Here is a 25152-nt window from a genome sequence, read left to right as displayed (position 1 = left end):
GTTATATTACGCCAACTGGAATGTAGAATAACCAGTTAAAAGTTTAAAAAACGAGCATTTGCGAAGAATTGTTAAAAAAAGCGTCGCTTTTTTTTGACTTTAAACAAGTTAAGTCCGATTATCTGTTGCAGATGTTTACTGGATTTTGTAATTTTACTACCAGTTATCTTTAATCAGAAATTAAGTTGTGGAGCAACTATAATGACTATCAAAGTAGGTATTAACGGTTTTGGCCGTATCGGTCGTTTCGTATTCCGTGCAGCGCAAGAGCGCAACGACATCGAAGTTGTAGGTATTAACGACCTTATCGACGTAGATTACATGGCATACATGCTTAAGTACGACTCAACTCACGGCCGTTTCAACGGTACTGTTGAAGTTGAAGGCGGTAACCTAATCGTTAACGGTAAAACTGTACGTGTAACTGCAGAGCGCAACCCAGAAGACCTAAAATGGGATGCTATCGACGTTGACGTAGTAGCTGAAGCAACTGGTCTTTTCCTAACTGACGAGACTGCACGTAAGCACATCACTGCTGGCGCGAAGAAAGTTGTTCTAACTGGTCCTTCAAAAGACGCTACTCCAATGTTCGTAATGGGCGTTAACCACGCTACTTACGCTGGTCAAGACATCGTTTCTAACGCTTCTTGTACTACTAACTGTCTAGCGCCTATCGCTAAAGTTCTTAACGACAAGTTCGGTATCGAATCTGGTCTTATGACTACAGTTCACGCTACTACAGCAACTCAAAAAACTGTAGACGGTCCTTCTGCTAAAGACTGGCGCGGTGGTCGTGGTGCTTCTCAAAACATCATCCCATCATCAACTGGTGCTGCTAAAGCTGTAGGCGTTGTTCTTCCTGAACTAAACGGCAAACTAACTGGTATGGCTTTCCGCGTACCAACAGCTAACGTTTCTGTAGTTGACCTAACAGTTAACCTAAAAGAAGGCGCATCTTACGAAGCTATCTGTGCAGCAATGAAAGAAGCTTCTGAAGGCGAACTAGCTGGCGTACTAGGCTACACTGAAGACCAAGTTGTTTCTCAAGACTTCATCGGTGAAGTTCAAACTTCAGTATTCGATGCTAAAGCTGGTATCGCTCTAACTGATAACTTCGTTAAAGTTGTATCTTGGTACGACAACGAAATCGGTTACTCAAACAAAGTTCTAGACCTAATCGCTCACATCTCTAAGTAATTAGACAGTTAGCAATTAGCGAATAACTTCGTTAAAGAAAAGGCGGCTCTAGAGTCGCCTTTTTTGTATCTGGAATTTGAGAGAATATAAAATCGATATAGCATCTGTTCTGCAAGTATCGACAACGCTCTCCCCCAGCTATAGGAAATAACACATGGATTTAAAAACTCTCCCAGCACTCACTGTGTTATCTGACAATGTCACTATCGTTGAAGTTGATCAGGTTAAAGTCGTTCGCGTTATTCATGAGAAAGCAACGGCAGGTATCGCACTACACGGTGGTCATGTCGTGTCGTTCACACCAGCAGGCCAAGAAGACCTAATCTGGATGAGCGAAAAAGCAATCTTTGATGGCAAAGCGGCACTTCGTGGTGGTATTCCTGTTTGTTGGCCTTGGTTTGGCCGCATTGCAGCGCCAGCTCATGGTTTTGCGCGCACAGCAGAATGGGAATTGGTTGAACACCGTGAGAACGACAACGGCGTGATCGTTGAACTTGCTCTCTTCCCAACCGAAGAAACTCACGACATCTGGCCACATATGTTTGATGCTCGTCTTGTTGTTGAAATCAGCGACGAGCTAAAGGTGACATTGAAAGTCACCAACATTGATGATGCAGAGTGGACATTCTCAGGTGCACTACACACGTATCTAAACGTAGGTGATATCAAACAAGCACAAACAACAGGTATGGGCCCAGAGTACATCGACAGCTTAAAAGCAGGTGAAATCTGCCAAGGCGGTGATGTCCTTCAACTAACTGATACTATCGACCGTGTTTACACTCAGCCAGAAGCGAAAATCTTGGTGAAAGACCCAGTGTTAGATCGCACGTTGAGCGTTGAAAACCAAGGCCATAACTCAGCAGTGTTGTGGAACCCTTGGGCACAAGGCGCACAAGGCATGGGTGACATGGCAGACAACGGCTATGAAACCATGATGTGTGTTGAATCGACAGTGCATGCGCCAAGTATCGAGCAAGGCAAGACGTTACAGCCAGGTGAGACACATGAACTTATCACTGTAATTTCAGCGCAGTAATCCAGTTTAAAGGCCGGTTCACCCGGCCTTTTTTACAATTCCAAAGCACAACACAAGAATCACTCATGCCATACTAAGGCCAACCAAAACGAGTCGAGATAATGGTGTAACGATGAAATACCGCATTTATTCAATATCACTTCTTACGGGCTTATTGTTTGGCTGTGCCAACACTGAGGTCTCGTTACAAGCCGAAAAGAACGTCGCCGAATACAAGCAATTGTCTCCAACACAATATCAAGTCTATTGCCCCACCGGAATCTGCCGCTTCCAAGTTTCTGCGAACCAGAAAACGGCAGTAAGCATTGAGATGTTCTATGCCGAAAATAAACCGTTCAAGAAGATCGAGGGGCTGACCTACGACAATCAGAATCAATATCCGACGTCGAATGTTTTTACTCTTCCAGTAAAATCACACAACGAGAGAATATCTGTGCAAGTCATCGACTATTACAGATAACCCCACTCCGTTATCGCTTTGAATAACGAATAATCGATTCTCGATAAAGTGAAAGCAGTGTATTGCTTTTCACACCGACCCCAACGTTTTGCGCGGAGAAAGCGCTCCACTCATCGTGCATGTATTTGCGTTCATCCGTTTTCTGAATCGTCATCCCTTCGGCAGGTCCATCAGTCACCACTCGAACGGCACCACTGCGCAGAGTAAACAACTCAGGATCAATGACATACGCAATCGCAGAAGGATCATGGACATGGCAACCATCCATTCCAACCTTCTCGGAGTAAAACTTCAAATAGTAGCGGCTCACATCCCAAATGAACTGCCCTACTTCTCCCGCATCCTCTCGCAGTTGGTCTAGGTATTGCCCCGTAAAAAAGCTCTCTTCCGTAACATCCAAACCGATGATGACGACTGGCCACGAAGCCGTGAATACCTTATCGGCGGCATGAGGGTCGTCATGAATGTTTGCTTCCGCAAATGGCGTAACATTGCCTCGATGATCGTTCTCACCAAAAGCGCCGCCCATTACAACCACTTCCTTAACCAAGTTAACGATTTCTGGGTCTGCTTCCAAAGCGAGCGCAAGGTTAGTTAAAGGGCCCACGGCCACCAAGGTGATTTCTCCCGGGTCTGCTCTAACGCTGTCGATGATGAACTGATAAGCAGGCGTATCAATGGCACTTACATCCAGTGCGCTCGGCGCTTTCACATCACCAAAGCCAGCTTCCCCGTGTACGACAACTGTTGCTCCAACCGGCGCTTTTACTAAAGGCTTATCCGCACCTTTCGCAACCAATGCTTTCATACCAAACTTCTGTTTTAGGTAAAGGGCGTTTTGCGTCGCGTTGTCTATCGTCGCATTACCATAAACGGTTGTAATGGCCATAAGGTCGATATCAGGATGCGCTTCAGCAAAAAGAATGGCCATCGCATCATCGATGCCAGGATCTGTGTCTAGGATGATTTTCTTTGTCATATCAGCTTCTATTAAACGCTTGGAAAGCCCCAACAATACCTATAAAAAAACAAGGATAAACGTGACCAAAGCCGAAGGTATGAGCTTTCTTTTAATCACAGCTCCTCACCACTGCTTTAACCAAACAAATGAAACTTCGCCCACTAGCATCCAATTCATTGGTGGCTCAACTTACTCATCCTTATTTGGTCATTCCATTTCTGCAATAAAATCACCCAGTCAGCGGTCATTTGTTATCTAAGCTATTGGTTGCTCTTATTTTTTGACAATTAACTTAATAAATATCAAAAAAACTCGTCATATAAATCGCTAGCATGCCGATACAACATTTATAACACCTATCAATAATCAGGAAAGACACTACATGCTAGACAAATATCGGAATCAAAGTGTCGGTTTCCAGCTCAAACTGGTCATCACACTGTGTCTGCTTATTGCATTTTCAAGCATTGCTGCGCTTGTTTATCAAAACGCTTCAAACGTACTTTTAGAAAACACGCTGAAAGAACATCAATCTAAAGTGGAGTCGATGGCAAAAACCATTGCAGGCCAGTTCAATGCTTACCTGCACACGGCAGAAGTTTTGGAATCAACCTTCCGTAATGGTTATTTGGCGGGCGTCTATGTCGAGAGTTACAACGTCGACTTTCAAGGTCACCAAGTACCAAACATCACCCAATACAGCGAAAGCTTGATTGGTGACACTAAGTTAGTTGATAGCTTCACTCGTGACACTGGCGCTGTTGCGACCCTGTTTGCTCCAATGGGCAACGACTTCATTCGCGTTGCTACTTCACTAAAAGATCCTCAAGGTAAAAGAGCACTTGGTACCACATTGGGACTTAACCACCCGGGTTACCAAAAGCTTAAAAATGGCCAACCTTACTATGCGCAAATCAAACTTTATGGTGAGCGCTACATCACCTACTACGCACCTTTAAAAGACGCGAATGGTAAGGTCAACGGTATCTCATTCATTGGTTTACCTGTTGAGCGCGCGACCCAAGATCTATTCAGCTCGCTACAAAGCGTAAAATGGGGTGACACTGGTTACACCATCATTCTGGATAACGAAAAAGATAACCAAGGTCATTACCTTCTTCACCCAAAACACGAAGAGAGCGATCCACCGATTCAAGAAGTGTCAGACTACAACGGCAACAAGCCTTTCTACCAACTTTTCGAACAAGAAAGTGGCTTAATTCGCTACCCATTTGAATACCAAGGCACCGTGGGTGAAAAGTACCTAGTTTACACTCAAGTACCGGGTTGGAACTGGAAACTGTTAGGTGGCACTTTCATCAATGAAGTCACCAAAGGCAGCCAAGCTTTACTTCAACTGATTGCAACGATTTCTCTCATTGTGGCAGCGGCAACTTTTGTGGTGCTTACGCTTGTCCTTAACCGAACGCTAAATCCACTCACCGTTTTGAATGGCTACATGAACCGTTTGGCAAAAGGCGAAGTGAGTATCGATATTCCGGCTTCAGGCAAAGCATCGAAAAACGAAATCATTAACTTGAACAACGGCGTTGCCAATATGGCGGGACAACTGAACGAGTTGGTTGGTCAAATTCGCTCGACTAGCGACCAAGTTGAAAGTAACTCGACCAGCGTTGTGGATGATGCAAACCGCAACCTGATGCAATCGGACCTTCAACAAGAGCAGGTAGAGCAAGTGGTGACTGCCATTGAGGAGATGGCTTCATCTGCTCAATCTGTAGCTCAACAAGTTGAGCAAATTGCCGAAAATGTTCGCTCTGCAAACACTGACAGCCAATCAGGCTTAGAAGTTGTTGAGGGCGTTTGTATTGATGTTGCACAGTTGAATGATCAGCTAGACCAATCTGCGGCAGCTATCGAGCAAGTGAACCGTGACAGCGAAAGCATCCAAACCGTGACGAAAATGATTGATGAGATCGCAGAGCAAACCAACCTACTTGCACTTAATGCGGCTATTGAGGCTGCACGTGCAGGTGAACAAGGCCGCGGCTTTGCTGTAGTGGCAGACGAAGTGCGAACCCTTGCTCATCGTACCCAGACCTCCGTGAAAGATGTCGTCGAGATCATCGAGAAACTTAAAGGCTCCACCAGCAATGCCGTAAGCATGATGACGGAAAGCCAGCAAAACGCGAATAAGGTCTTGGATAAAGCACAAGAAGCAGGCACAGCACTGGAAGCTATAGCAGGACAAGTTCAGTCTATTGCGTCTCAAGCCGATGCTATTGCTGCAACCTCAGAAGAACAAGCACAAGTTTCTCAAGAGATTGCCGCTAATGCTCATTCAATTAGCGAATTGAACCGCGAAAGCCGTGATACCAGTGCTAAAACATCGCAAAGCGCAACCGAGCTACAGCAGCAAGCGCAAAACTTGAAACAACAAGTGGATTTCTTCCACTAACCCTCCAATAAAACCGATGAAAGAGCCGATAATTCGGCTCTTTTTTGTTTCGCTTGCAGCATCCCTTTTTGATAGAATTTGCCGCCCTACTTCCTGTCCAGAGATCGTCATGAACTATCAATGTCCTCTATGTCACCAACCTCTTGAGCTAACAGCAAAGACGTTTAAGTGTGAAAACAACCATCAGTTTGATTTAGCAAAAGAAGGCTACGTCAACTTGATGCCAGCACACCACAAACGCTCAAAAGATCCAGGTGACAACAAAGAGATGATGCAAGCACGTCGTCGCTTTTTAGAAGGCAATCATTACGATCCGATGCGCCAAGAAGTGGCAAGCCTATGTGCCAAATACACCGAAGGCACAAGCCATCAATTGTTGGATATTGGTTGCGGCGAAGGCTACTACACAGACCAAGTTCAGCAGTCTCTGCACTCACAAAATGAAGAAGCAACGGTGTATGGTCTAGATATTTCTAAAGTCGCCATTCGTTTCGCGTCTAAACGCTACCCAAATTGCGATTTCAGCGTGGCATCAAGCCATCGCTTGCCGTTTGCAGAACAATCTCTAGACGCGATTTTACGTATCTACGCTCCTTGCAAAGCAGAAGAGCTACAACGTGTGATTAAAGACAACGGTGTTGTTATTACAGTCACGCCAGCAGGCCGTCACTTGTACCAGTTCCGTGAACGTATCTACCAAGAGATACGCTTACACAACGAAGAGCCAGAGAACATTGAAGGGTTCGAACTTGAGCATCAACAAAAGCTCAACTACACCATGGACTTAAAAGACGGCGTCGCATTCGACCTACTGCAAATGACACCATTCGCATGGAAAGCCAGCTACGAGCTTCGCGAAGAGCTAAAGTCATCTACACTTTTCCAATGTGAGGCTGACTTTATGTTGCGTGTTTACCGTAAGAAATCGATTCAATCTGAGAATGAAGCTTAAAATGTAACGCTAATTATTCTCATTACCATTGATTCATTTATCAGCCTCCATTAATATCATTCGGACATTTTTGGAGGCTTTTTAATGCGCTTTTCTACACTAAGTCTGATTTTTGCAGGCTTGCTTACTGGTTGTGCTTCAAATGCACCGACCGCTCCCAACGCCGCAACTGACGACGTAACCAGTTTCTACGACTACCAGCTTCACGCCCCTTCCGGTGAAGCCATCTCAGTCAACCAGCTAACTCCAGCCCTACAACAAGCCGACGTAATTTTGATTGGTGAATGGCACACACACGCTGGTATCCACCGTTTTCAAACCGACATGCTAAAGCAGTTGTCTTCTGCTAGTCGCCCTCTTGCGCTTTCAATGGAGCAAGTCACACGCGACAAGCAAGCAATCTTAGATTCATACCTAAACGGCGAAATTGGTGAGCAATACTTTATGAAGCAAAGTAATGCTTGGCCAAACTACGAAAGTGATTACCGCCCGCTGGTTGAGTTTGCCAAGAAAGCTGATATTCCCGTGATTGCCGCAAATGCGCCGAAAAATATTGTGCGTTGCATTGGCCGCCAAGGCATCGATTACTTAGATAAGCTCGGCAGCGATGAGCGCAGTTTTGTTGCGGACGAAGTCAACACAGCAAACAGCCCATACAAAGAAAAATTCATGGCATCCATGCACCACGGCAAGCCGGAGCAGACTGAAAAGCAATACGCAGCTCAGGTAACATGGGATGAGACCATGGCAGAATCCATCGTCAAATACCTAGATAAGCACCCGGGTACTCAAGTCGTTCACGTCGCGGGTAAATTCCATACTGAAGGCGGTTTAGGGACAGCGGCTTCTATCTTGAATCGCAACCCAGACTTAAACGTTGTCGTCATTACCCCTACTGCTGATATCACCTCAGACGGTTCGGATTACCAACTTGAAGTCCTTGCGCCACCGGTACGTTACGTACAAGACGCAAACCGCATGGCCGCGTACAAGCACCTTGCTAAGCGCAATAGCGATCTTCAATGTAAGTAATCAGAAAAATCCGACTACGCCTTTAGATAAATAGGTCTGCTTTTTGCTTTAGTTTCCGAATAGTGGCAGGAAGCGGCAAAAACAGACCTATTTTCGTTCTGATTGATTCAAGAAATAACGTTTGCCGTCGATATAGATATAGCTGCTTTTTACCAGCACTCATGAAGGAGTGTCGTTGTTCGAAGGGGTAACAGATGAATCCAGTAGGAAGCAATTCAGTTAATACATACGCTGCTCAACAAAACAAAGTGGAGCAAGCAAAAAAGGCAGATCAAACTACCGACGCAGCGCCACTAAAGGTTGAACAAAACAAAGTGACGCTTTCTTCTGAAGGAAAAGCGCTGCTTGCCGCTCTACAGCAAATCGACCATGAGAGTAAAAAAGTCGAAGCGGAAAACAAAACCGTTGGTGATAAGGTTGAATCTTTTGCACATGGCGCTCTCGGTATGGACCATCCAGATACTATCGAAGAAGAGGAAGACGGCTCCTACTCGGCAGGCCAATATCTTTCAGCAGCACTGACCGTTGGCGGCATTATTCTGGCTCTTGTTTAACCTCACCCGCGTTAAGCAAGAGTTTCTTTCGTTACGATAACCATCCTCATTTGAACGCGTTTTTTGCTCCAGTCCATAATGGTCGACGATTCATTATTGGACGATGGACTATGAAAAAGGCTTTTCAATCTTGCCCTTCTTCAACTCAATTTCTCCATTTTCCTATTAAGTACGGCCGATAAGTTCTCGCCCGACGAATCCCAAATTTCACAGAATTATCTCGATTATGCTGCTGCGTAAGGCGAGTTCTGTTTGCTGTTCATCATTTGTCTTTAGAAGGGCAAGAGGAGTTGTCACTCTATTCAGACAACATGGTGAGAGCAAAACTGGCCAAACTTGGTTCAGAAAAGGCTTCCATGCCCTCTTCAATCGAGTTTGCTCATCGTGACCCAAAGCTCTGCTTACGCGGTGTAGCTTTAGCTCATGACTTTCGACTCCTAAACTTAACTCAAAGCCCACTTCTGTGGGCTTTTCTTATTTTAAGGTCTGTTAACCTTTCGAGCTTATTTTGCAGCAGTTTGTAGGTTGTTTATACAAGGCGGACGTTAAGAATAGTTGGGCGTCCCATCGAACAAAACTCAACCACGAAGGAGCAACAGCCCCTAGACTTAATGAATAGAAGTGACTTCCACATGAACCTTTTATGACGGTAGCATTTCTGCAATAAATCCTTGTTTTAATTCGAGCGCTTTTATAAATAAGGAATATACAATGAAGCACTTAGTGACCCCAATCGTAACCGCAGTAGCGGCATCCACACTTTCTTTCAATGCGCTCTCTGCAGAAATCAAAAACGTCATCTTGATGATTGGCGATGGCATGGGCCCTCAACAAGTTGGCTTGTTAGAGACCTACGCCAATCATGCACCAAACTCTATCTACAAAGGCGAAACCACCGCACTATACAAACTGGCACAAGAAGGAGTAATCGGCTCCTCTTTGACAAACCCAGAAGACGCCATCGTTGTGGATTCTGCTTGTTCAGCAACCATGCTTGCGACTGGCATTCCGACCGCTTCTGAAGTGATTGGAATCGATAGCCAAGGCAACCACGTTGAAACAATTTTGGAAAAAGCGAAAGCAAAAGGGAAAGCAACTGGCTTGGTTTCAGACACCCGTATGACGCACGCGACACCTGCCGCTTTTGCCTCTCACCAACCTCACCGCTCGTTGGAAAACAGTATCGCCGTAGACATGCTAGAGACCGGCGTAGATGTGATGCTTTCTGGCGGCCTTCGTCATTGGATTCCTAAATCGACCAACGATAAAGGCGACACTTACAAGCAACTTGAGCACCTGACTCAAGGTGACGTCTACCTAAAATCAAAACGTAAAGATGAGCGAAACCTTCTGACGGAAGCGCAGCAACAAGGTTACAGCCTCGCGTTTAACCGCAACATGCTTGAACAAGCAAAGGGCGAAAAAGTACTGGGACTCTTTGCTTATTCCGGCATGAATGATGGCATAGCGTACAGCCACAGCAAAGACGATCCGAAACGTACCCAACCATCGTTAAAAGAAATGACCGAGAAAGCGTTGGATGTCCTTTCAAAGGATAAAGATGGCTTCTTCTTGATGGTGGAAGGCGGTCAAATTGACTGGGCAGGACACAGTAACGATGCAGGCACCATGCTGCATGAATTGATAAAGTTTGATGAAGCGGTAAATACAGTTTATGAATGGGTAAAAGGTCGCGAAGACACTCTTGTTATCGTCACTGCCGATCATGAAACTGGTTCTTTTGGATTCAGTTACTCATCAGCAAATTTGCCAAAACCAGAAAAGCGCAGTGGCGAAGCATTTGCGAACCGCGATTACGCACCCAACTTCAACTTTGGCCAGTTTGATATTCTCGATGGCCTCTACAATCAAAAGCAAAGCTACTACGGCATGATCAGTGAGTTCCAGAAACTCGATGAAGCAGCACAGACGCCAGAAAAGTTGGCTGAGATTGTCAACGCGAGCAGCGACTTCTCCATCACACCAGAGCAAGCTGCGCGCGTATTAGCAAGTAAACCTAACCCTTACCGCCTCGCAAGCCACAAGTATTTGAGTGAAGAGAATGTCCCAGCGGTCAATGACTTTGACGCCTTCTTCCCATACAACGACCGTGGCAACTTGTTAGCTCGTGAGCAAGCGACCAAACAAAACACAGTCTGGGGAACAGGTACACACACGCATACTCCGGTAAACGTTTTTGCATGGGGGCCAGCGGGTACTATTCTTCCGGTTTCGAAAATCATGCATCACTCACAGCTGGGTGAATACCTTATTCAACAAATCAAATAATCCGTAATTTGCACTTACTTTCATCTTTTGGTGAAACCTTCACGCCCTCATTAGAGGGCGTTTTTTTACATAGAAACGGTTGACGCCCCGCACTCAACGTTCCAATATCTGCGGGTTATTTATAAATACGATCAATACCATGTGCGAAATATTTGCTAAGCAACCTCAGGAAAACTACCAATTTATCACCCGCTCTATCCGTATCGATGGCCATGCTACGAGCGTGAAACTAGAGTCCAGCTTTTGGCTGATCTTAGAAGAGATCGCTTCTGCACAAGAGATGACGGTGCCGAAGTTCATCAGTACGGTTTACCAAGAAGCGTTGGAGCATAATGGTGAAGTAAACAACTTTGCCTCCTTGTTGCGTTGCGCTTGTCTAACGTATGCACGCCAGCCTCAAGAGACCATGGCACAAGCCTTGAACGAACTGCATTAAACAAAACACCCACACCAACCCCAACGTTCATTGTCGTACCTGAGTACTACCTATTGCGCGCGAAAACTGACTAGTCTAAGCGCACAATTAAGGAGTACTCATGACAAAAATGATTCATACCATGATCCGCGTAAGCGATCTGGAGCGTTCTCTAAAGTTTTATCAAGACGCACTTGAGCTAGAAATCAAAGACCAATACGTATTCGACGGCTTTTCTCTTACCTACTTAGCGAACCCAGAAACAGGGTTTGAGCTGGAACTAACGCACAATCACGACCAAAGTGAACCTTACACACATGGCACAGGTTACGGCCACCTTGCTGTAAGTGTGGAGGATATTGCGGCGACACACCGACGCCTTAACTCATTGGATATTGAAACCAGTGACATCAAAGTCTTTGACCATCAGGAAAAGCACTTAGCAACCTTCTTCTTCATTACCGACCCAGACGGCTACAAAATTGAGTTCTTGCAGCGTCAAGGTCGCTATCTCTGATAGTAAGTTCTGTCCTAACAGGAACGGCCACTATCCCCTTTAATAACAACAAAGAAGCAAACACAACTATGATTCATTTAACTGCTGCATTTCACGCAAAACCTGACTGCGTATCTCAACTAAAACAAGCATTAGAAGCGATGCTAGAGCCGACTCGAAATGAGACTGGCTGTGTGCGCTATCACTTGTTCCAAGACAAAAATGACCCAAGCCAATTCTTATTCCAAGAGCAGTTTGCAGACCAAGCCGCGTTTGACGAACACTGCAAAACAGCACATTTCCAGACTCTGCTGAGTGAGATTGATGGTTTACTTGCTAGTGAGCCAAAAATCACGTTCTTGGATGAACTGTAATCTTTACTGCTAAACCGATAAAAAAGGCGCTCTAATTGAGCGCCTTTTTGTTGATTTTGGATTCAAGTAAAAGAAATTTATGCTTCTTTCTTTTCCACCATGTGCAAGTGCACATCTTGTTGTGGGAATGGAATCGAAATGCCTTCACGGTCGAAGCGCAGTTTCACTTCTCGGGTCACATCCCAGTAAACATCCCAGTAGTCATCCGTTTTAACCCAAGGACGAACAATGAAGTCAACTGAAGAAGTGTTCAGTGTATGAAGCTTGATCATTGGCTCAGGAGAGCGAAGTACTGAAGGGTGAGACGTCACGATATCTGCCAATACTTCTTCTGCTTTTAGCACGTCATCTGAGTAACCAATACCAAAAACCATATCGACACGGCGAATACGCTCATGTGTCACGTTCTTAATCACGTCACCCCAAATCTTGCTGTTTGGCACGATGATGATTTGGTTATCGAAAGTACGGATTGTAGTGTTCACCAAGCTCATATGGCTTACCTTACCGTCTACACCACCAGCATAAACAAAGTCACCGACATCGAACGGACGGTAGATCAGTAGCATCATACCCGCAGCGAAGTTTGAGAGCGTATCTTGTAATGCGAAACCGATGATCACACCAGCAATACCGAAACCGGTCAGGATTGGAGCAAGGTTAAGGCCGATTTGAGATAAACCAACCATGATACCGATGATCCACACGGCTTTGCCTGACATCGAGATAAAGAAGTCTTGCATCAAGTGTGACAGCTTCAAGTTCTTCGATGCCACCGTCTTGCTAACCACTTTACGCGTTAGCTTCGCCAGTGCGCGGGCAATCAGCAGGATCAGAGCAAACACGAACAACTGGAAGATGTGCTGTGGTGCGTTTTCAGCAAACCAATCCACCATTGAGTTCGACCAATGGCTCAAGATAGACAGAATCACTTTGGTGTTCAGCAAATCATGCGTGATGCTACCCGTCACCTCAAAGATCTGACGCTTGTATTCCGATGTTTCTAGGCCAACTTTATCACCAATGGTGATCAGATTGCGTAGGCTCTCTGTCGCGATATTTAGTCGTTGCTTCAGAATCAGTTGGCTTAGCTGCAGAGACGCTTTTTCTGACTCTGGGCTAGAGGAAATTTGTGAGCCGATGATTTCGCTTTGCTGATTCAGGTACTCAATCGACGCAGACAGCAAGCGCATGCGCTTATCAACGTTGTCTTTGAATGCCGCTTCCGCATCTTCATCTTGCACACCTAGTGTTTTCAGCCAGTTCAGGTTTTGCCAGCTTGATTCGTAGCTTACGTCCAAGTACTGCTGCAATTCACGATAGCTGTTGACTAAAGACAGTTTGTCTTCGTCTTTTGCAGTATTGATTTCTTCATTGAGCGTTTTGACTTTGTCATCTAGGTAAACGACCGCGCCTTCTGAATACTTCTCTTGAGTTTGAACAAGCTCAATCAGCTTCTCATGAGGAATCGACTTGTTGCTGATTGCTGTCGCAAGGCGGCTGCGCAGCTCTTCATTTTTTTGGAACAGCTGCAGTTGCAAGGCATCACGCTCATCGCCACTGGCTTGTTTTAAGCTTTCAGACAAATCGATGATGTCTTGGTTGATGTTATCGATCGCTTTTTCAGCGGCAGAAACCTTTGGTACTTCTACGACCGTTTCTGTGCTTTCTGTTGCTCGAACCACAAAGGAACTCATGGTCAAAGCAAACGCCATAAATAACACCACAAATGGTGTAAAACGCACTTTTAGGGGGGATAGTAACGTCATTTTTACCTCGTAAGAGACAATCTTGATCGGGGTGACCAAGCGCCGGAATGTAAATCCTTGAAATTAGATGCTCTAAGTTTACAACACGAATCCGCAAACCGAGCAGCATTTAGTAAATTAAGCGTCAAAGTTCCTACAGCGGATCCAAATTTTCTTAATCTAAATATGGAATAGCAGTTGCCACTTCTTCTGTATTCTTCGCTCAACTCAGCACAAAGTCTGTGCGACAGCCCAAACAACGAGTCACAAAATCAACGGCTATAAAAATCTCTGCTACGTTTAATTGGCAGTCAAAACTGTCTTATGAACACCAGTCACTACTGATAACAAGCGCAATTGTTTCAATAAGATAAGGGATTTCACATGCCTCTTCATAAAAAATCGACCGTCCGTGGCTCTATTCTCGATGACGTGTACTCATCGAAAGATCTTTCCGTTGTTATGCCCAAGTATCGTATTCCAGATGAAGAACACTCGCCGGAACATGCTTACCAGGTGGTGCACGATGAACTGATGCTCGACGGCAACTCTCGCCAGAACCTCGCCACATTTTGTCAAACTTGGGTAGAAGAAGAAGTACACAAGTTGATGGATGAGTGCATCGACAAAAACATGATCGACAAAGATGAGTACCCACAAACCGCTGAAATCGAGTCTCGTTGTGTTCACATGTTGGCAGACCTTTGGCATGCGCCAGATGCAGAAAACCCGATGGGGTGTTCAACGACGGGCTCCAGTGAAGCAGCTATGCTCGGCGGTATGGCTCTGAAATGGGCTTGGCGCGAAAAAATGAAGAAGCAAGGCAAGCCGACTGACCGCCCTAACCTGATTTGTGGCCCCGTTCAGGTGTGCTGGCACAAGTTTGCTCGTTATTGGGATATTGAACTGCGTGAAATTCCGATGCAAGGCGACCGCCTTATCATGACGCCAGAAGAAGTGATTAAACGCTGTGATGAAAACACCATTGGTGTTGTTCCTACTCTTGGCGTGACTTTTACATGTCAGTATGAACCTGTAAAAGCCGTGCATGAGGCTTTAGATCGACTCCAAGCGGAAACCGGGTTAGACATCCCAATCCATGTCGATGGCGCAAGTGGTGCGTTCCTCGCTCCTTTCTGCGACCCAGATTTAGAATGGGATTTCCGTTTACCAAGAGTGAAATCGATCAACGCTTCTGGACATAAGTTTGGTCTATCGCCACTAGGCGTTGGCTGGGTGGTTTGGCGAGATGCGGATGCGTTGCATGAAGATCTGATCTTCAACGTTAACTATCTCGGCGGGAACATGCCAACTTTTGCCCTCAACTTCTCCCGTCCTGGTGGCCAAATCGTTGCTCAGTACTACAACTTTCTTCGTCTCGGTAAAGAGGGATATCGAAAGATCCACCAAGCTTGTTATGACACTGCTCGATACCTAGCAGAAGAGGTCGAGAAGATGGGCATGTTCAAGATTATCTACGATGGGCACGGCGGGATACCTGCACTGAGTTGGTCACTCAAAGAAGACGCGAATCCGGGCTTCAACCTCTATGATCTCTCAGATCGAATTCGATCAAGAGGTTGGCAGATCGCCGCTTACGCCATGCCAGCAGAACGCGAAGATCTAGTGATCATGCGCATTTTGGTTCGCCACGGATTTAGCCGCGACATGGCCGATCTTTTGATTGCCGATTTACAACACTGCGTCGACTTCTTTGCCAAACATCCGATTGTTAACGGCAGTGATGCAGACGAATCGAGCAACTTCAATCACGGTTAACGCTCTCACCTTACACGCAAGAGCGAGGAATATGGGTTGTACCTCGCTCTGCCACTCACTAGGTAACAGGTGACACTATGTCTTTTCTCTTTAGTTACTTGTCAGAAAACCCATTCGTTTTTCTCTTTTTATCTCTCGCCATTGGTTATCCACTTGGCCGATTAACCTTTAAAGGCGTTAGCTTAGGTACAACCGCCGGCACATTAGTCGTTGGTGTTGCTCTAGCGCTAACCTCCTTTTCTGTTTACGGGCTAAAAATTGAAGAACCGGGCTTGGTGTCAGACATCTTTTTGATGATGTTCATGTACGCCATCGGAATGAAAGTCGGACCGCAATTCTTCTCTGGGTTAGCACGGGGCGGTATCGACTTTGTGGTTATTGGGCTCATTGTGGTCTTTAGCAACTTCGCGATTGTGGTGATCGGCGCAAAATTAATGGGGCTAGAACCGGGCTATGCGGCTGGCATCATTTCCGGGAGCTATACTGTGACCGCCGTAATGGGCGTTGCACAATCTGCTATAAGCTCGGGAGCCTTTACTCCTCCTGAAGGCATGAGTATTGATCATGTCAGTGCCAACATCGCCGCCGGATACGCCATCAGTTATGTGCTCTCAACCGTTTTAATCATCTTATTTATTAAGTACCTCCCCTCCTTATTTGGTATCGATCCCGTTAAAGCGGGCAAAGACGCCGAAGCGGAATACTCCACTGGAGACGACAATGAAAAATTGCCAAGTACTTTTGGCTTTTCCGATGTCGGCGTACTTCCGATTGATGTGAGAGCCTACAAAGTTTCGCACCAAGAACTCGTCGGCCGTTCAGTTCAAGAGTTGTATCAGAAGTTCCCTGATGCCGCAGTACTGAAAGTGGTTCGAGGAGACCAAGTCATTGATGCTTCTGACAATCCAACACTTGAGTTAAATGATGTGATTGGCATTCGAGGGGAATATCACGTGTTGATTGCCGAAGGCGAAGCAGACATCGGCAACGAAGTCGATGAACCAAGAGCAAGAAACGTCGATATCGAAGTGGCTGATATCCACGTAGGCAAATCCGAACACGCAGGGAAAACGGTCGCACAATTGCATGCTGAAGTGGGCTTTGGCGTTTATTTCAAAGCAATATTTCGACAAGGCCACCAGCAGCCTTTGTTGCGGCAAACTAAGGTCGAAGTGGGCGATGTTGTACGTATTGCAGGCTCCCAATGGTGTGTCGAGCAAACCGCGTCCAAACTCAATAGCGTTCCGATTGTTGAGAGCACGGTCACTGAAACCTTCTACCTTGCCCTCTCCCTTCTTATTGGCTATGTCTTTGGCCATTTGAGTGTCACGGTTGCTGGCATTCCATTTGCGTTAGGGACGTCAGCTGGCTGCATGCTAACGGGAATCGTCTTTTCCTTTTTGCGAACCCGTAACCCAAGCTTTGGCGGCCCGATGAGTGAAGGCGCGAGAAGCTTTTTACAAGACATCGGTCTAAACCTATTTGTCGCGGTATTGGCGGCAACCGTAGGGCCGAAAATCTTAGCGTCATTCCAAGGCATCATCGTGATTAAGATTGCACTCTTGGGTGTGACAGCAGCACTCGTACCACCTCTGTTAGCTTGGTTATACGGCTTGTATTTCCGCAAAATGAATCCTGCGATTTTAGCCGGAGCCTGCGCTGGCGGACGCAATAGCACACCTGCAATGAAAGGGGCTCAAGATGCCAGCCACAGTGACATACCTGCTATTGGCTACCCTGTGCCTTATGCGCTGACCTCTGTATTGGTGCTGATATTAGGTTACATCGCTATGGTCATCAGCTAACCCGTCATGCGTTAGCTCGTGACAAGTTAACAAAAGAGCAGTTTTAGCGGGATGAACTATGATTGAATCGTAACAGTTCCAAACGGATAGCAGATAGCTAACACAATAACGAGTAAGGAGAAATTATGGGCTTTCTATCTTGGATTATTCTAGGTTTGATTGCAGGTGCACTGGCTAAGTGGTTGATGCCTGGTAACGATGGAGGCGGCTGGGTTGCCACTATGGTGCTCGGTATTGTAGGCGCTTTCGTTGGTGGTTTCTTAGGAAGCTTTGTAGGCCTTGGCGGTGCAGACGGCGTAAACATAGGCAGTATCGTCACCGCTACTTTAGGTGCTTTCGTTATATTGTTTGTCTATAACCGTTTCTTAAAAGGTTGAGCACTTTTTACTTCATCCAATAACAAACAAGCCTTTCATACTGAAAGGCTTGTTTACGTTCGGCTATGGGCGATTTGGGTGATTCAAAATGTGGTCTTCCCAGTCCACCACATCGATTTCATACACCACTTTGTTTCGTACACTTTCTCCTGCTGCGTGCATGGCAGACTTAGAGCCAGTGATTAATGGGTGCCACTCTGGCAGTGGTTGGTTTTCTGCCAACAAGCGGTATGCACAAGTGTGTGGCAGCCACGTAAAATCATCAATATCTTCACGCGTTAGCTTGGTGCACTCTTCACCTGAAGTGAAACGGTTCGGGTAGTCTTTGCACGAACATGTTTTGCTGTTCAGCCAACTACACGCCACGTTGGTGTAGTAGATTTCGTCCGTATCTTCATCCATTAGCTTGTGCAGACAACATTTGCCACACCCATCACAGAGAGATTCCCATTCTTCTTCTGTCATGTTCTCTAACGATTTACTTTGCCAAAATGGAGTGCTCATACGCTTACTACTTATTTCTTGAATGGGAATGAATTGGGTGCGTTTTATACCCCTCTAACAACAAAAGTTCAAGTTTTGCCGAATTCCGCCCCGTAATACGAACTATTATCAACGTTTGTCCTGTTTTATCAGCAAGGTCGCTCAACATTGATATTTTTACTAATAGTGATTCCTATCCTATGGTTTTAGCTCATAGTGTGAATAAAGGAATCAATATTATGAAACTCGCAATGATCACCATTATCTCTCTTGCTTCGTTCGGAGCTGCGGCGAGTACCGATGCAGAACTTTGTCAGCAATACGGCAAGGATATCGCCTCTAATGTTCAAGAAGGTCAAGCAACGTTTCTAACGGAAATGACCGCTCGTACCGAGGCTGGAACGTGGGGTTTAAGCATGCAAGAGTGCAACCGTTATATACAACAGGCTAAACGCGATCAGAATTTTGAAGTCGCCGATTTACTTAATGATGAGTAAAAAGGACTTAATGATGAATAAAAAGGGTTAAGTTTGTTGGTGTGAATTCACGCACGCCTCTTCCAATCTGGCGAGAAATGTCCATAATGCCCCCTTCATTTTTGCGAGGGCTTTTAGATGGATTGTCGATTAGGTTGTGGGGCGTGCTGTATTGCACCGAGTATCTCTTCCCCTATTCCGGGCATGCCAAACGGCAAACCAGCAGGTGAACGTTGCATTCAACTGAATGACGATAACCTGTGCAAGTTGTTCGGAAAACCAGAACGCCCAAAAGTTTGCCACGATTTCAAACCGTGTCCGATCGTATGTGGCAAAACTAATCAGGAAGCTTTGAGCAACATTACCGAGCTCGAACAGCTCACTTAATCGTTACCCAATTCCCTTAGGTAAAGGTAAATCGTATCGCGCGAGATACCTAGGTGGTTTGCCACCATCAATACCGCATCTTTGTATTTAAAAATCCCCAAGCCTTGTAAGCGTGTCACCAACTCTCGGTTGCGTTTGGAAGGTGTGATTGCCTCATTCGTCCATACTTCTGACTGAACGGTTTCGATCGTACTAATAATGGTTTCGTCGATGTTGCGTGCAAACGTTTCTGGCGAGCTCGCTCCCGTACAGCATGGGTTCTGCTGCTGCGGTAAGATTGAACGCAAGAAGTCCTGCATCGGCACATCCATATCCACGTTGATACAAAGTAGACCGATAGGCTTATTTTTTGGGTTACGAACGATGGTGGTGATCGAGTGCAAGGTCTTTCCGCTCGCGGTTTTAGTCAGATACGAGTCTGACACGTCCTTGCCCTCAAGTAGCTTCATTCTTGCTAAGTTGGTAATTGGAGCGCCTTCTCCACGTTCAGTAACATGGCCATTGGCAATTTTGATGATTTCTGGTGCTTCTGCATCAAGACTGTGAAGAACGACTTCAGTATGTTCACCATACATACGAGCAATGCCATCGACGACGTTCTTCATCGAATTCAAAATATCTAAATCACTTTTGGTGAGTTTCTTAAGCTGCAATTTACTTCCCTTAGCAAAAACTTTGAGGCTAGGCCGACATGATATCGATAATAGATTTGTCAGTATACGGCATACCAAGTCTAACCATAGAGCCTACGTTTCTTATAGTTTGTTCGACTTCGTCGCCTACTATACCTTGATTCTTCACACTGTGGTTACCCATCGCCATCAAATATGAGCGCACCGCCGTAGTTGAAGAAGTGCAGACTTTCATCGCACATGAGGATTTTGCGCCATCGCACACCATGCCCGAACTATCACTGATAACGTTTTGAATCGCATAGCATGATTGCTCAAACGTGCCACCCGCTAGGTACACCAATGCCATAGATGCGGCCGCACTGGTTACCGTGTTACCACAGAAAGCTGACAGAGGTGGGTAGTAAGACTTGATGTATATCGCGCCTAGGTGACTCATGATCAGAGCTCGTGCTAGGTGCTCTTCATCACTTTGGAAAGCTTCCGCTGCGATAACCACAGGCACGGTAGCCGCAATGCCTTGGTTACCACTGCCAAAGTTACTCATAGCTGGAAGGGTCGCACCACCCATTCGAGCGTCGGATGCAGCAGACGTCATCATTTGGATTCTGCTCATCAGATCATTGCCAAGCAAACCCTGTTCGATATTGCCTTTTAATGTGCGGCCAATTTCTAAGCCGTAACCTCGGTCGATACCCTCTTGCGCTAAGGAAGAGTTGAGTTCCGCCGCTTGCAGAATGAATTTGATGTCATCAAATGGCGCTTGAAGGGCAAAGTCATAAATCTGCTTAATAGAGATATCAACCCCTTCGCATACTGATCCTGTCGCGACTCGCTGCTGCAAAGGGGCATCGAACGTCACCGCTCCATTGCGAGTGATCTGGATAATATTAGTGTGTCCACCACTGATGGTCACCGAGACGGTGTCTTCTCCAGCGCTCATGGTGACACTGCAAAAGATAAATTCTTGTGTATCAATGCGAGCAACACTGACTCGCTCTTCATCAATAAGTTGCTGGGCAGCAGTCACATCGTCTTGATTAATTTTAGCGAGTACTTCCAGTTCTGCTTTTGGGTCTCCCGCTAATGCGCCAACTGACGCCGCGATCTTAAGGCCAATTTTCCCAGTGCCGGGAACGTAAACCCCCATTGAGTTTTTAAATAAGTTATCTGAGACACGAACTTCAATCATGTCCGGGGTTTGGCATCCAAGCTCACGCTTTGCAACTGCTGCCGCATATGCAGCAGCAATGGGTTCTGTACATCCGAGGGCAGGTTTTACAACTTGCTTAATGATTTGGATATATTGGTTCCATTGCTGATTCATGCTTCTTCTCCGTATTACTTTTTACTAGCAATCGCTTCAACTTCAATCAAAACACCTAGCGGAAGATCTTTCACCGCAAAGCAGCTTCGTGCTGGGCAATCTTTTTGGAAAAATTCTGCATACACTTTGTTGAATTCCGCAAAGTCGCCAATGTTTGCCAAGTAACACGTCGTTTTTAGAACTGTATCTAAACTGCCGTTACCCGCTTCAAGCACATGTTTTAAGTTCGTTAGAGATTGATGACTTTGAGCAGTAATCCCTCCCTCTACTACTTTACCTGTCGCGCTATCAACTGGGAGCTGGCCAGAAGTAAAAATCAAATCCCCGTAAGTGGTTCCGTGTGAATATGGGCCAATTGCGGCAGGAGCGTGCTCTGAAGCGATCAATTCTTTCATGTTAATCCTCACATAGTTTTTAGTTTTAGTCGTAAAACTCAGCTTTCGCTTTCGTTTCAAAGCTATTCTTTCAACTATATGTGAGCAAAACAACCACTCCAGATCACACAAATCGATCTAAATTCAGATTTTATTGAGTAATTTTGCCGAGATCTCAAATTTATCTGAATTTTCCACAAAAAAATTGTTGTTAATCTTTTTCTCAAATAGATTTGAGAAAAATTCATACTAACAAAGAGAAAACGACAATGAGCGTTACTGTACCTACACAAACTCTTCCAATAACTAAAGAACCACCTCACGTTAAAGCCGGAATGACAGCCACAGAATGGAAAGCGGCGACTAAGTTTGATAGCACTGACTGGGGCTGGGTTATCATGAGTATCGGCATGGCAATCGGTGCTGGTATTGTTTTTCTTCCAGTAAAAGTGGGCGTACTTGGTATATGGGTATTTCTTGCCTCCGCGGTGATTGGCTACCCAGCGATGTACTTGTTCCAACGCCTATTTATTAACACGCTTTCCACTTCTCCGAAGTGTCAAGACTATGCGGGGGTTATATCTGGCTACCTTGGCAATAAATGGGGCGCATTGTTAGGAGTGCTCTACTTCATCATGTTGGTGATTTGGGTATTCGTATACTCGACAGCAATCAATAATGACTCAGCCTCTTTCCTACACAGCTTTGGTATCACTGAGGGGCTGTTGTCGGAAAACCCGTTGTATGGTCTAGCATTGGTTTGCGCTTTGGTAGCAATCGCGTCTCGTGGGGAAAAGATCTTATTTAAAGTCAGTACGGGCTTAGTGCTAATTAAGCTCTGTACCGTTGCCCTGTTGGGTTTCATGATGGTAGAAAAGTGGGATTTAGCTAATGTCGGTACGGTACCAACGGCTGGTGCTGGCCTAAAAGATGCGATTGAGCTGCTGCCGTTCACCCTTACTTCTATCTTGTTTATTCAAAGCTTGAGTCCGATGGTGATCTCTTACCGTTCGAAAGAGAAGTCTATTGAAGTTGCCCGTTTTAAAGCGATGCGCGCCATGAATATCGCTTTTGGCATTTTATTTGTGACTGTGTTTTTCTACGCGATTTCTTTCACATTGGCGATGTCTCATGAACAAGCAGTCCGTGCAGCAAACGAGAACATCTCTGCGCTAGCGATGGTAGCACAAGGCATGGATGGCACGACGCTTAAACTGCTTAGCCTGATGTTGAACATCTTTTCTGTAATGACAGCCTTCTTTGGTGTTTACCTAGGCTTCCGTGATTCTTGCCAAGGCCTTGCGATGTTGGCATTGAAAAAAGTGATGCCTGAAGAGCAAATCAACAAAGATCTCGTGACGAAAGGTATCATTCTATTCGCGATTTTGATGGCGTGGGGCGCTATCGTACTCAACCTACCAGTTTTGAGCTTCACTTCGGTTTGTAGCCCTATCTTTGGTTTGATTGGCTGTTTGATTCCTGCTTACTTGGTGTATCAAGTGCCTTCTCTACATAAATACAAAGGTGCATCACTATACCTAATCATCGCGACGGGCATCTTGTTGTGTATCTCACCATTTATTGCTTTTAGCTAACGCTTCCTCTCGCCTCGGTTATCAAAATCTATAGCGATAGCCGAGGTTTTCCTTTCAACTCATTCACCTACCCTCTCCTTACTCATTTCGTTTCATGTATGAGACAGAAACGCTCATATCTGGCATTTTGGTTAATTTCCGTGCTTCAACTCACACTTTTCTGACAATTCTCTACTATGTTCAGCGGGTAATCTAAATCCGCAATAGGAAACAATATGAATAAATACATGGCAGAGGTTTTTGGTACTTTTTGGTTAGTGCTTGGTGGTTGTGGTAGTGCAGTGTTAGCGGCTGGCTTCCCTGATGTCGGCATTGGCCTGTTGGGCGTTTCTTTGGCGTTTGGTCTTACCGTACTAACAATGGCATTTGCTATTGGCCATATCTCAGGTTGTCACCTGAACCCAGCAGTAACTATCGGTCTATGGGCCGGTGGTCGTTTTGAGACTAAAGACGTAGTGCCTTACATCATCGCGCAAGTGATTGGTGGTGTTATTGCGGGTGGCGTACTTTACGTAATCGCAACCGGTCAAGCAGGCTTTGACGTGGTTGGTTCTGGCTTTGCTGCGAACGGTTACGGCGCGCATTCTCCAGGCCAATATTCAATGGTTGCAGCTTTAGTGACTGAAGTTGTGATGACGATGATGTTCCTAATCGTGATCATGGGTGCAACAGACAAACGCGCTCCGCAAGGCTTCGCACCTATCGCTATCGGTCTATGTTTGACACTGATTCACCTAATCAGCATTCCTGTGACAAACACATCGGTTAACCCAGCGCGTAGTACTGGTGTTGCGGTATTTGTTGGCGACTGGGCGGTTTCTCAGCTTTGGCTATTCTGGGTAGCACCAATCGTTGGTGGTATTCTAGGTGCACTTATCTACAAGAACCTTCTAGGTGCAGAATCAAACGATTAATCGATTCTCGAACCTCACAATCAAAAAAGCCGCTGAATTCAGCGGCTTTTTTATCAAATCTTGTGTCGACCCAGAAGGGAGTGTGACAAGGTAGTCCCGTCCACGAGCTCAAGCTCGCCACCGACTGGTACACCGTGTGCAATCCGGCTGGCTTCCACTTGGTGTTCTTTACAAAGTTCTGCGATGTAATGAGCCGTCGCTTCCCCTTCTACCGTTGGGTTGGTAGCGAGAATCACCTCAGAGATATCTCCGCGGCGCAGACGGTAATCCAATACATCTAGACCAATATCACTTGGACCAATTCCGTCCAGCGGTGATAAATGTCCCATCAGTACAAAGTATCGACCCGAGTATTGGCCCGTTGCTTCTACTGCTGCGATGTCTGCCGGACTTTCTACCACACAAATCTGACCATTTTCTTGGCGTTTTGGGTTAGTACAAATATGACAAACTTCTTCTTCAGTGAAAGTACGACACTCGGTGCAATGGCCAATTTCTGTCATTGCTTGGCTCAGCGCATCTGCCAGTTGCAGACCGCCTTTTCTATCACGCTGTAACAAATGAAAGGCCATACGCTGCGCCGACTTGGGACCAACCCCAGGTAGACAACGTAAGGCCTCCATCAATTGTTCCAGCATATGACTGGTACGCATTGAAAATCCGCTTAGTTAGAATTCAGCAGATTAGAATGGCATTTTCATGCCTGGTGGTAGTTGCATACCGCCAGTTACTGAAGCCATTTTCTCTTTTTGAGTTTCTTCAACGCGACGTGCTGCATCGTTGAATGCTGCAGCGATAAGATCTTCTAGCATTTCTTTGTCGTCTTCCATCAGACTTTCATCGATTTCTACACGACGCACACTGTGACTACCAGTGATTGTAACTTTAACTAGACCAGCACCAGACTCGCCAGTTACTTCCATATTCGCGATTTCTTCTTGAAGCTTTTGCATGCGATCTTGCATTTGCTGGGCTTGCTTCATTAGGTTGCCCATACCGCCTTTACCAAACATGTTTATCTCTCTGGTTTAATTAGGTGTTGCATCTGTTAATGGGGCTGCAACTTT

Annotated in this window: 26 protein-coding genes; 18 read left to right on the top strand and 8 right to left on the bottom strand. The window is 45.7% G+C overall.

Features of this window, described 5'->3' with window-relative positions; genetic code table 11:
• Window positions 1-201: 201 nt before the first annotated feature.
• From gap to ACLIIY_RS03480, 3 genes are all read left to right on the top strand, one after another.
• Window positions 202-1197 carry a type I glyceraldehyde-3-phosphate dehydrogenase gene (gene gap / locus ACLIIY_RS03490; RefSeq protein ID WP_005432905.1) on the top strand — a complete coding sequence of 332 codons (996 nt, stop codon included), beginning with the start codon at window positions 202-204 and terminating at the stop codon, window positions 1195-1197.
• Between the two features lie 154 nt (window positions 1198-1351).
• Window positions 1352-2236: a D-hexose-6-phosphate mutarotase gene (locus ACLIIY_RS03485; RefSeq protein ID WP_061008730.1), complete on the top strand. Its 885-nt coding sequence runs from the start codon at window positions 1352-1354 to the stop codon at window positions 2234-2236.
• A 112-nt stretch (window positions 2237-2348) separates the two neighbouring features.
• Window positions 2349-2696, top strand: a complete 348-nt coding sequence (locus ACLIIY_RS03480; RefSeq protein WP_425668914.1) for a spore gernimation protein — start codon at window positions 2349-2351, stop codon at window positions 2694-2696.
• Between the two features lie 10 nt (window positions 2697-2706).
• Here the strand turns inward: ACLIIY_RS03480 and ACLIIY_RS03475 are convergent, their stop codons facing one another.
• Window positions 2707-3675, bottom strand: coding sequence for a nucleoside hydrolase (locus ACLIIY_RS03475; protein WP_434528118.1), 969 nt, complete (start codon window positions 3673-3675; stop codon window positions 2707-2709).
• A gap of 364 nt (window positions 3676-4039) precedes the next feature.
• On the opposite strand from ACLIIY_RS03475, the gene ACLIIY_RS03470 reads away from it, so the two are divergent.
• From ACLIIY_RS03470 to ACLIIY_RS03435, 8 genes are all read left to right on the top strand, one after another.
• On the top strand, window positions 4040-6076 hold the full coding sequence (locus ACLIIY_RS03470; RefSeq protein ID WP_009707317.1) for a methyl-accepting chemotaxis protein: 2037 nt from the start codon (window positions 4040-4042) through the stop codon (window positions 6074-6076).
• Window positions 6077-6185: 109 nt separating this feature from the next.
• Entirely contained in the window at window positions 6186-7028 is an 843-nt protein-coding gene (gene rlmA, locus ACLIIY_RS03465; protein WP_434528117.1) for a 23S rRNA (guanine(745)-N(1))-methyltransferase, read from the top strand.
• A gap of 84 nt (window positions 7029-7112) precedes the next feature.
• Complete coding sequence (locus ACLIIY_RS03460; RefSeq protein WP_434528116.1) at window positions 7113-8060, top strand: ChaN family lipoprotein; 948 nt, start codon at window positions 7113-7115, stop codon at window positions 8058-8060.
• A gap of 194 nt (window positions 8061-8254) precedes the next feature.
• On the top strand, window positions 8255-8614 hold the full coding sequence (locus ACLIIY_RS03455; protein WP_005439760.1) for a hypothetical protein: 360 nt from the start codon (window positions 8255-8257) through the stop codon (window positions 8612-8614).
• A 711-nt stretch (window positions 8615-9325) separates the two neighbouring features.
• The gene (locus ACLIIY_RS03450) at window positions 9326-10903 is read left to right on the top strand and encodes an alkaline phosphatase (protein ID WP_434528115.1); all 1578 of its coding nucleotides are present in this window, start codon (window positions 9326-9328) and stop codon (window positions 10901-10903) included.
• A 139-nt stretch (window positions 10904-11042) separates the two neighbouring features.
• Window positions 11043-11339 (top strand): ribbon-helix-helix domain-containing protein, encoded by a 297-nt coding sequence (locus tag ACLIIY_RS03445; protein WP_005439764.1) that lies wholly within the window; start codon window positions 11043-11045, stop codon window positions 11337-11339.
• Between the two features lie 100 nt (window positions 11340-11439).
• A complete protein-coding gene (locus tag ACLIIY_RS03440; protein WP_045480672.1) occupies window positions 11440-11835 on the top strand; it encodes a VOC family protein in 396 nt (131 codons plus the stop codon).
• Between the two features lie 68 nt (window positions 11836-11903).
• Entirely contained in the window at window positions 11904-12188 is a 285-nt protein-coding gene (locus ACLIIY_RS03435) for a putative quinol monooxygenase (protein WP_009707322.1), read from the top strand.
• Between the two features lie 77 nt (window positions 12189-12265).
• Here ACLIIY_RS03435 and ACLIIY_RS03430 read toward each other — a convergent pair whose 3' ends face one another.
• Entirely contained in the window at window positions 12266-13957 is a 1692-nt protein-coding gene (locus ACLIIY_RS03430; protein ID WP_039842444.1) for a mechanosensitive ion channel domain-containing protein, read from the bottom strand.
• A gap of 363 nt (window positions 13958-14320) precedes the next feature.
• Between ACLIIY_RS03430 and ACLIIY_RS03425 the strand changes: the two genes are divergently transcribed.
• The 3 genes from ACLIIY_RS03425 to ACLIIY_RS03415 all read left to right on the top strand — a co-directional run bounded on the left by ACLIIY_RS03425 (window position 14321) and on the right by ACLIIY_RS03415 (window position 17897).
• A complete protein-coding gene (locus ACLIIY_RS03425; RefSeq protein WP_009707323.1) occupies window positions 14321-15715 on the top strand; it encodes a glutamate decarboxylase in 1395 nt (464 codons plus the stop codon).
• A 77-nt stretch (window positions 15716-15792) separates the two neighbouring features.
• On the top strand, window positions 15793-17520 hold the full coding sequence (locus tag ACLIIY_RS03420; protein WP_434528114.1) for an aspartate:alanine exchanger family transporter: 1728 nt from the start codon (window positions 15793-15795) through the stop codon (window positions 17518-17520).
• A 125-nt stretch (window positions 17521-17645) separates the two neighbouring features.
• Complete coding sequence (locus ACLIIY_RS03415; protein ID WP_434528113.1) at window positions 17646-17897, top strand: GlsB/YeaQ/YmgE family stress response membrane protein; 252 nt, start codon at window positions 17646-17648, stop codon at window positions 17895-17897.
• A gap of 63 nt (window positions 17898-17960) precedes the next feature.
• Here the strand turns inward: ACLIIY_RS03415 and ACLIIY_RS03410 are convergent, their stop codons facing one another.
• Entirely contained in the window at window positions 17961-18401 is a 441-nt protein-coding gene (locus ACLIIY_RS03410) for a YcgN family cysteine cluster protein (RefSeq protein WP_009707325.1), read from the bottom strand.
• 218 nt (window positions 18402-18619) lie between these two features.
• Here ACLIIY_RS03410 and ACLIIY_RS03405 point away from each other — a divergent pair, with 218 nt between their 5' ends.
• On the top strand, window positions 18620-18877 hold the full coding sequence (locus ACLIIY_RS03405; protein ID WP_434528112.1) for a hypothetical protein: 258 nt from the start codon (window positions 18620-18622) through the stop codon (window positions 18875-18877).
• A 117-nt stretch (window positions 18878-18994) separates the two neighbouring features.
• Window positions 18995-19243 (top strand): YkgJ family cysteine cluster protein, encoded by a 249-nt coding sequence (locus ACLIIY_RS03400; RefSeq protein WP_009707328.1) that lies wholly within the window; start codon window positions 18995-18997, stop codon window positions 19241-19243.
• On the opposite strand, the gene ACLIIY_RS03395 is transcribed toward ACLIIY_RS03400, so the two are convergent.
• The 3 genes from ACLIIY_RS03395 to ACLIIY_RS03385 are packed head-to-tail and all read right to left on the bottom strand — an operon-like array spanning window position 19240 to window position 21597.
• Window positions 19240-19896, bottom strand: a complete 657-nt coding sequence (locus ACLIIY_RS03395; protein WP_009707329.1) for a helix-turn-helix transcriptional regulator — start codon at window positions 19894-19896, stop codon at window positions 19240-19242. The genes ACLIIY_RS03400 and ACLIIY_RS03395 overlap by 4 nt on opposite strands.
• 28 nt (window positions 19897-19924) lie before the next feature.
• A complete protein-coding gene (locus ACLIIY_RS03390; protein ID WP_171370619.1) occupies window positions 19925-21202 on the bottom strand; it encodes a serine dehydratase subunit alpha family protein in 1278 nt (425 codons plus the stop codon).
• 14 nt (window positions 21203-21216) lie between these two features.
• On the bottom strand, window positions 21217-21597 hold the full coding sequence (locus ACLIIY_RS03385) for a RidA family protein (RefSeq protein ID WP_010643983.1): 381 nt from the start codon (window positions 21595-21597) through the stop codon (window positions 21217-21219).
• Between the two features lie 314 nt (window positions 21598-21911).
• Between ACLIIY_RS03385 and ACLIIY_RS03380 the strand changes: the two genes are divergently transcribed.
• Together ACLIIY_RS03380 and aqpZ are read left to right on the top strand one after the other, a co-directional pair.
• A complete protein-coding gene (locus ACLIIY_RS03380; RefSeq protein ID WP_033006068.1) occupies window positions 21912-23171 on the top strand; it encodes an amino acid permease in 1260 nt (419 codons plus the stop codon).
• Between the two features lie 215 nt (window positions 23172-23386).
• Complete coding sequence (gene aqpZ / locus ACLIIY_RS03375) at window positions 23387-24085, top strand: aquaporin Z (protein ID WP_434528111.1); 699 nt, start codon at window positions 23387-23389, stop codon at window positions 24083-24085.
• A 53-nt stretch (window positions 24086-24138) separates the two neighbouring features.
• On the opposite strand, the gene recR is transcribed toward aqpZ, so the two are convergent.
• Both recR and ACLIIY_RS03365 read right to left on the bottom strand, forming a co-directional pair.
• Window positions 24139-24738 (bottom strand): recombination mediator RecR, encoded by a 600-nt coding sequence (gene recR, locus ACLIIY_RS03370; RefSeq protein WP_005432989.1) that lies wholly within the window; start codon window positions 24736-24738, stop codon window positions 24139-24141.
• A 30-nt stretch (window positions 24739-24768) separates the two neighbouring features.
• Window positions 24769-25098 (bottom strand): YbaB/EbfC family nucleoid-associated protein, encoded by a 330-nt coding sequence (locus tag ACLIIY_RS03365; protein ID WP_005432961.1) that lies wholly within the window; start codon window positions 25096-25098, stop codon window positions 24769-24771.
• Window positions 25099-25152 lie beyond the last annotated feature (54 nt).

It is taken from the genome of Vibrio sp. K4 (assembly GCF_051122595.1).
Classification (GTDB): domain Bacteria; phylum Pseudomonadota; class Gammaproteobacteria; order Enterobacterales; family Vibrionaceae; genus Vibrio; species Vibrio owensii.
The sequence above is the reverse complement of the archived record's forward strand: the minus strand, read 5'-3'. Positions and strand labels throughout refer to the sequence as shown.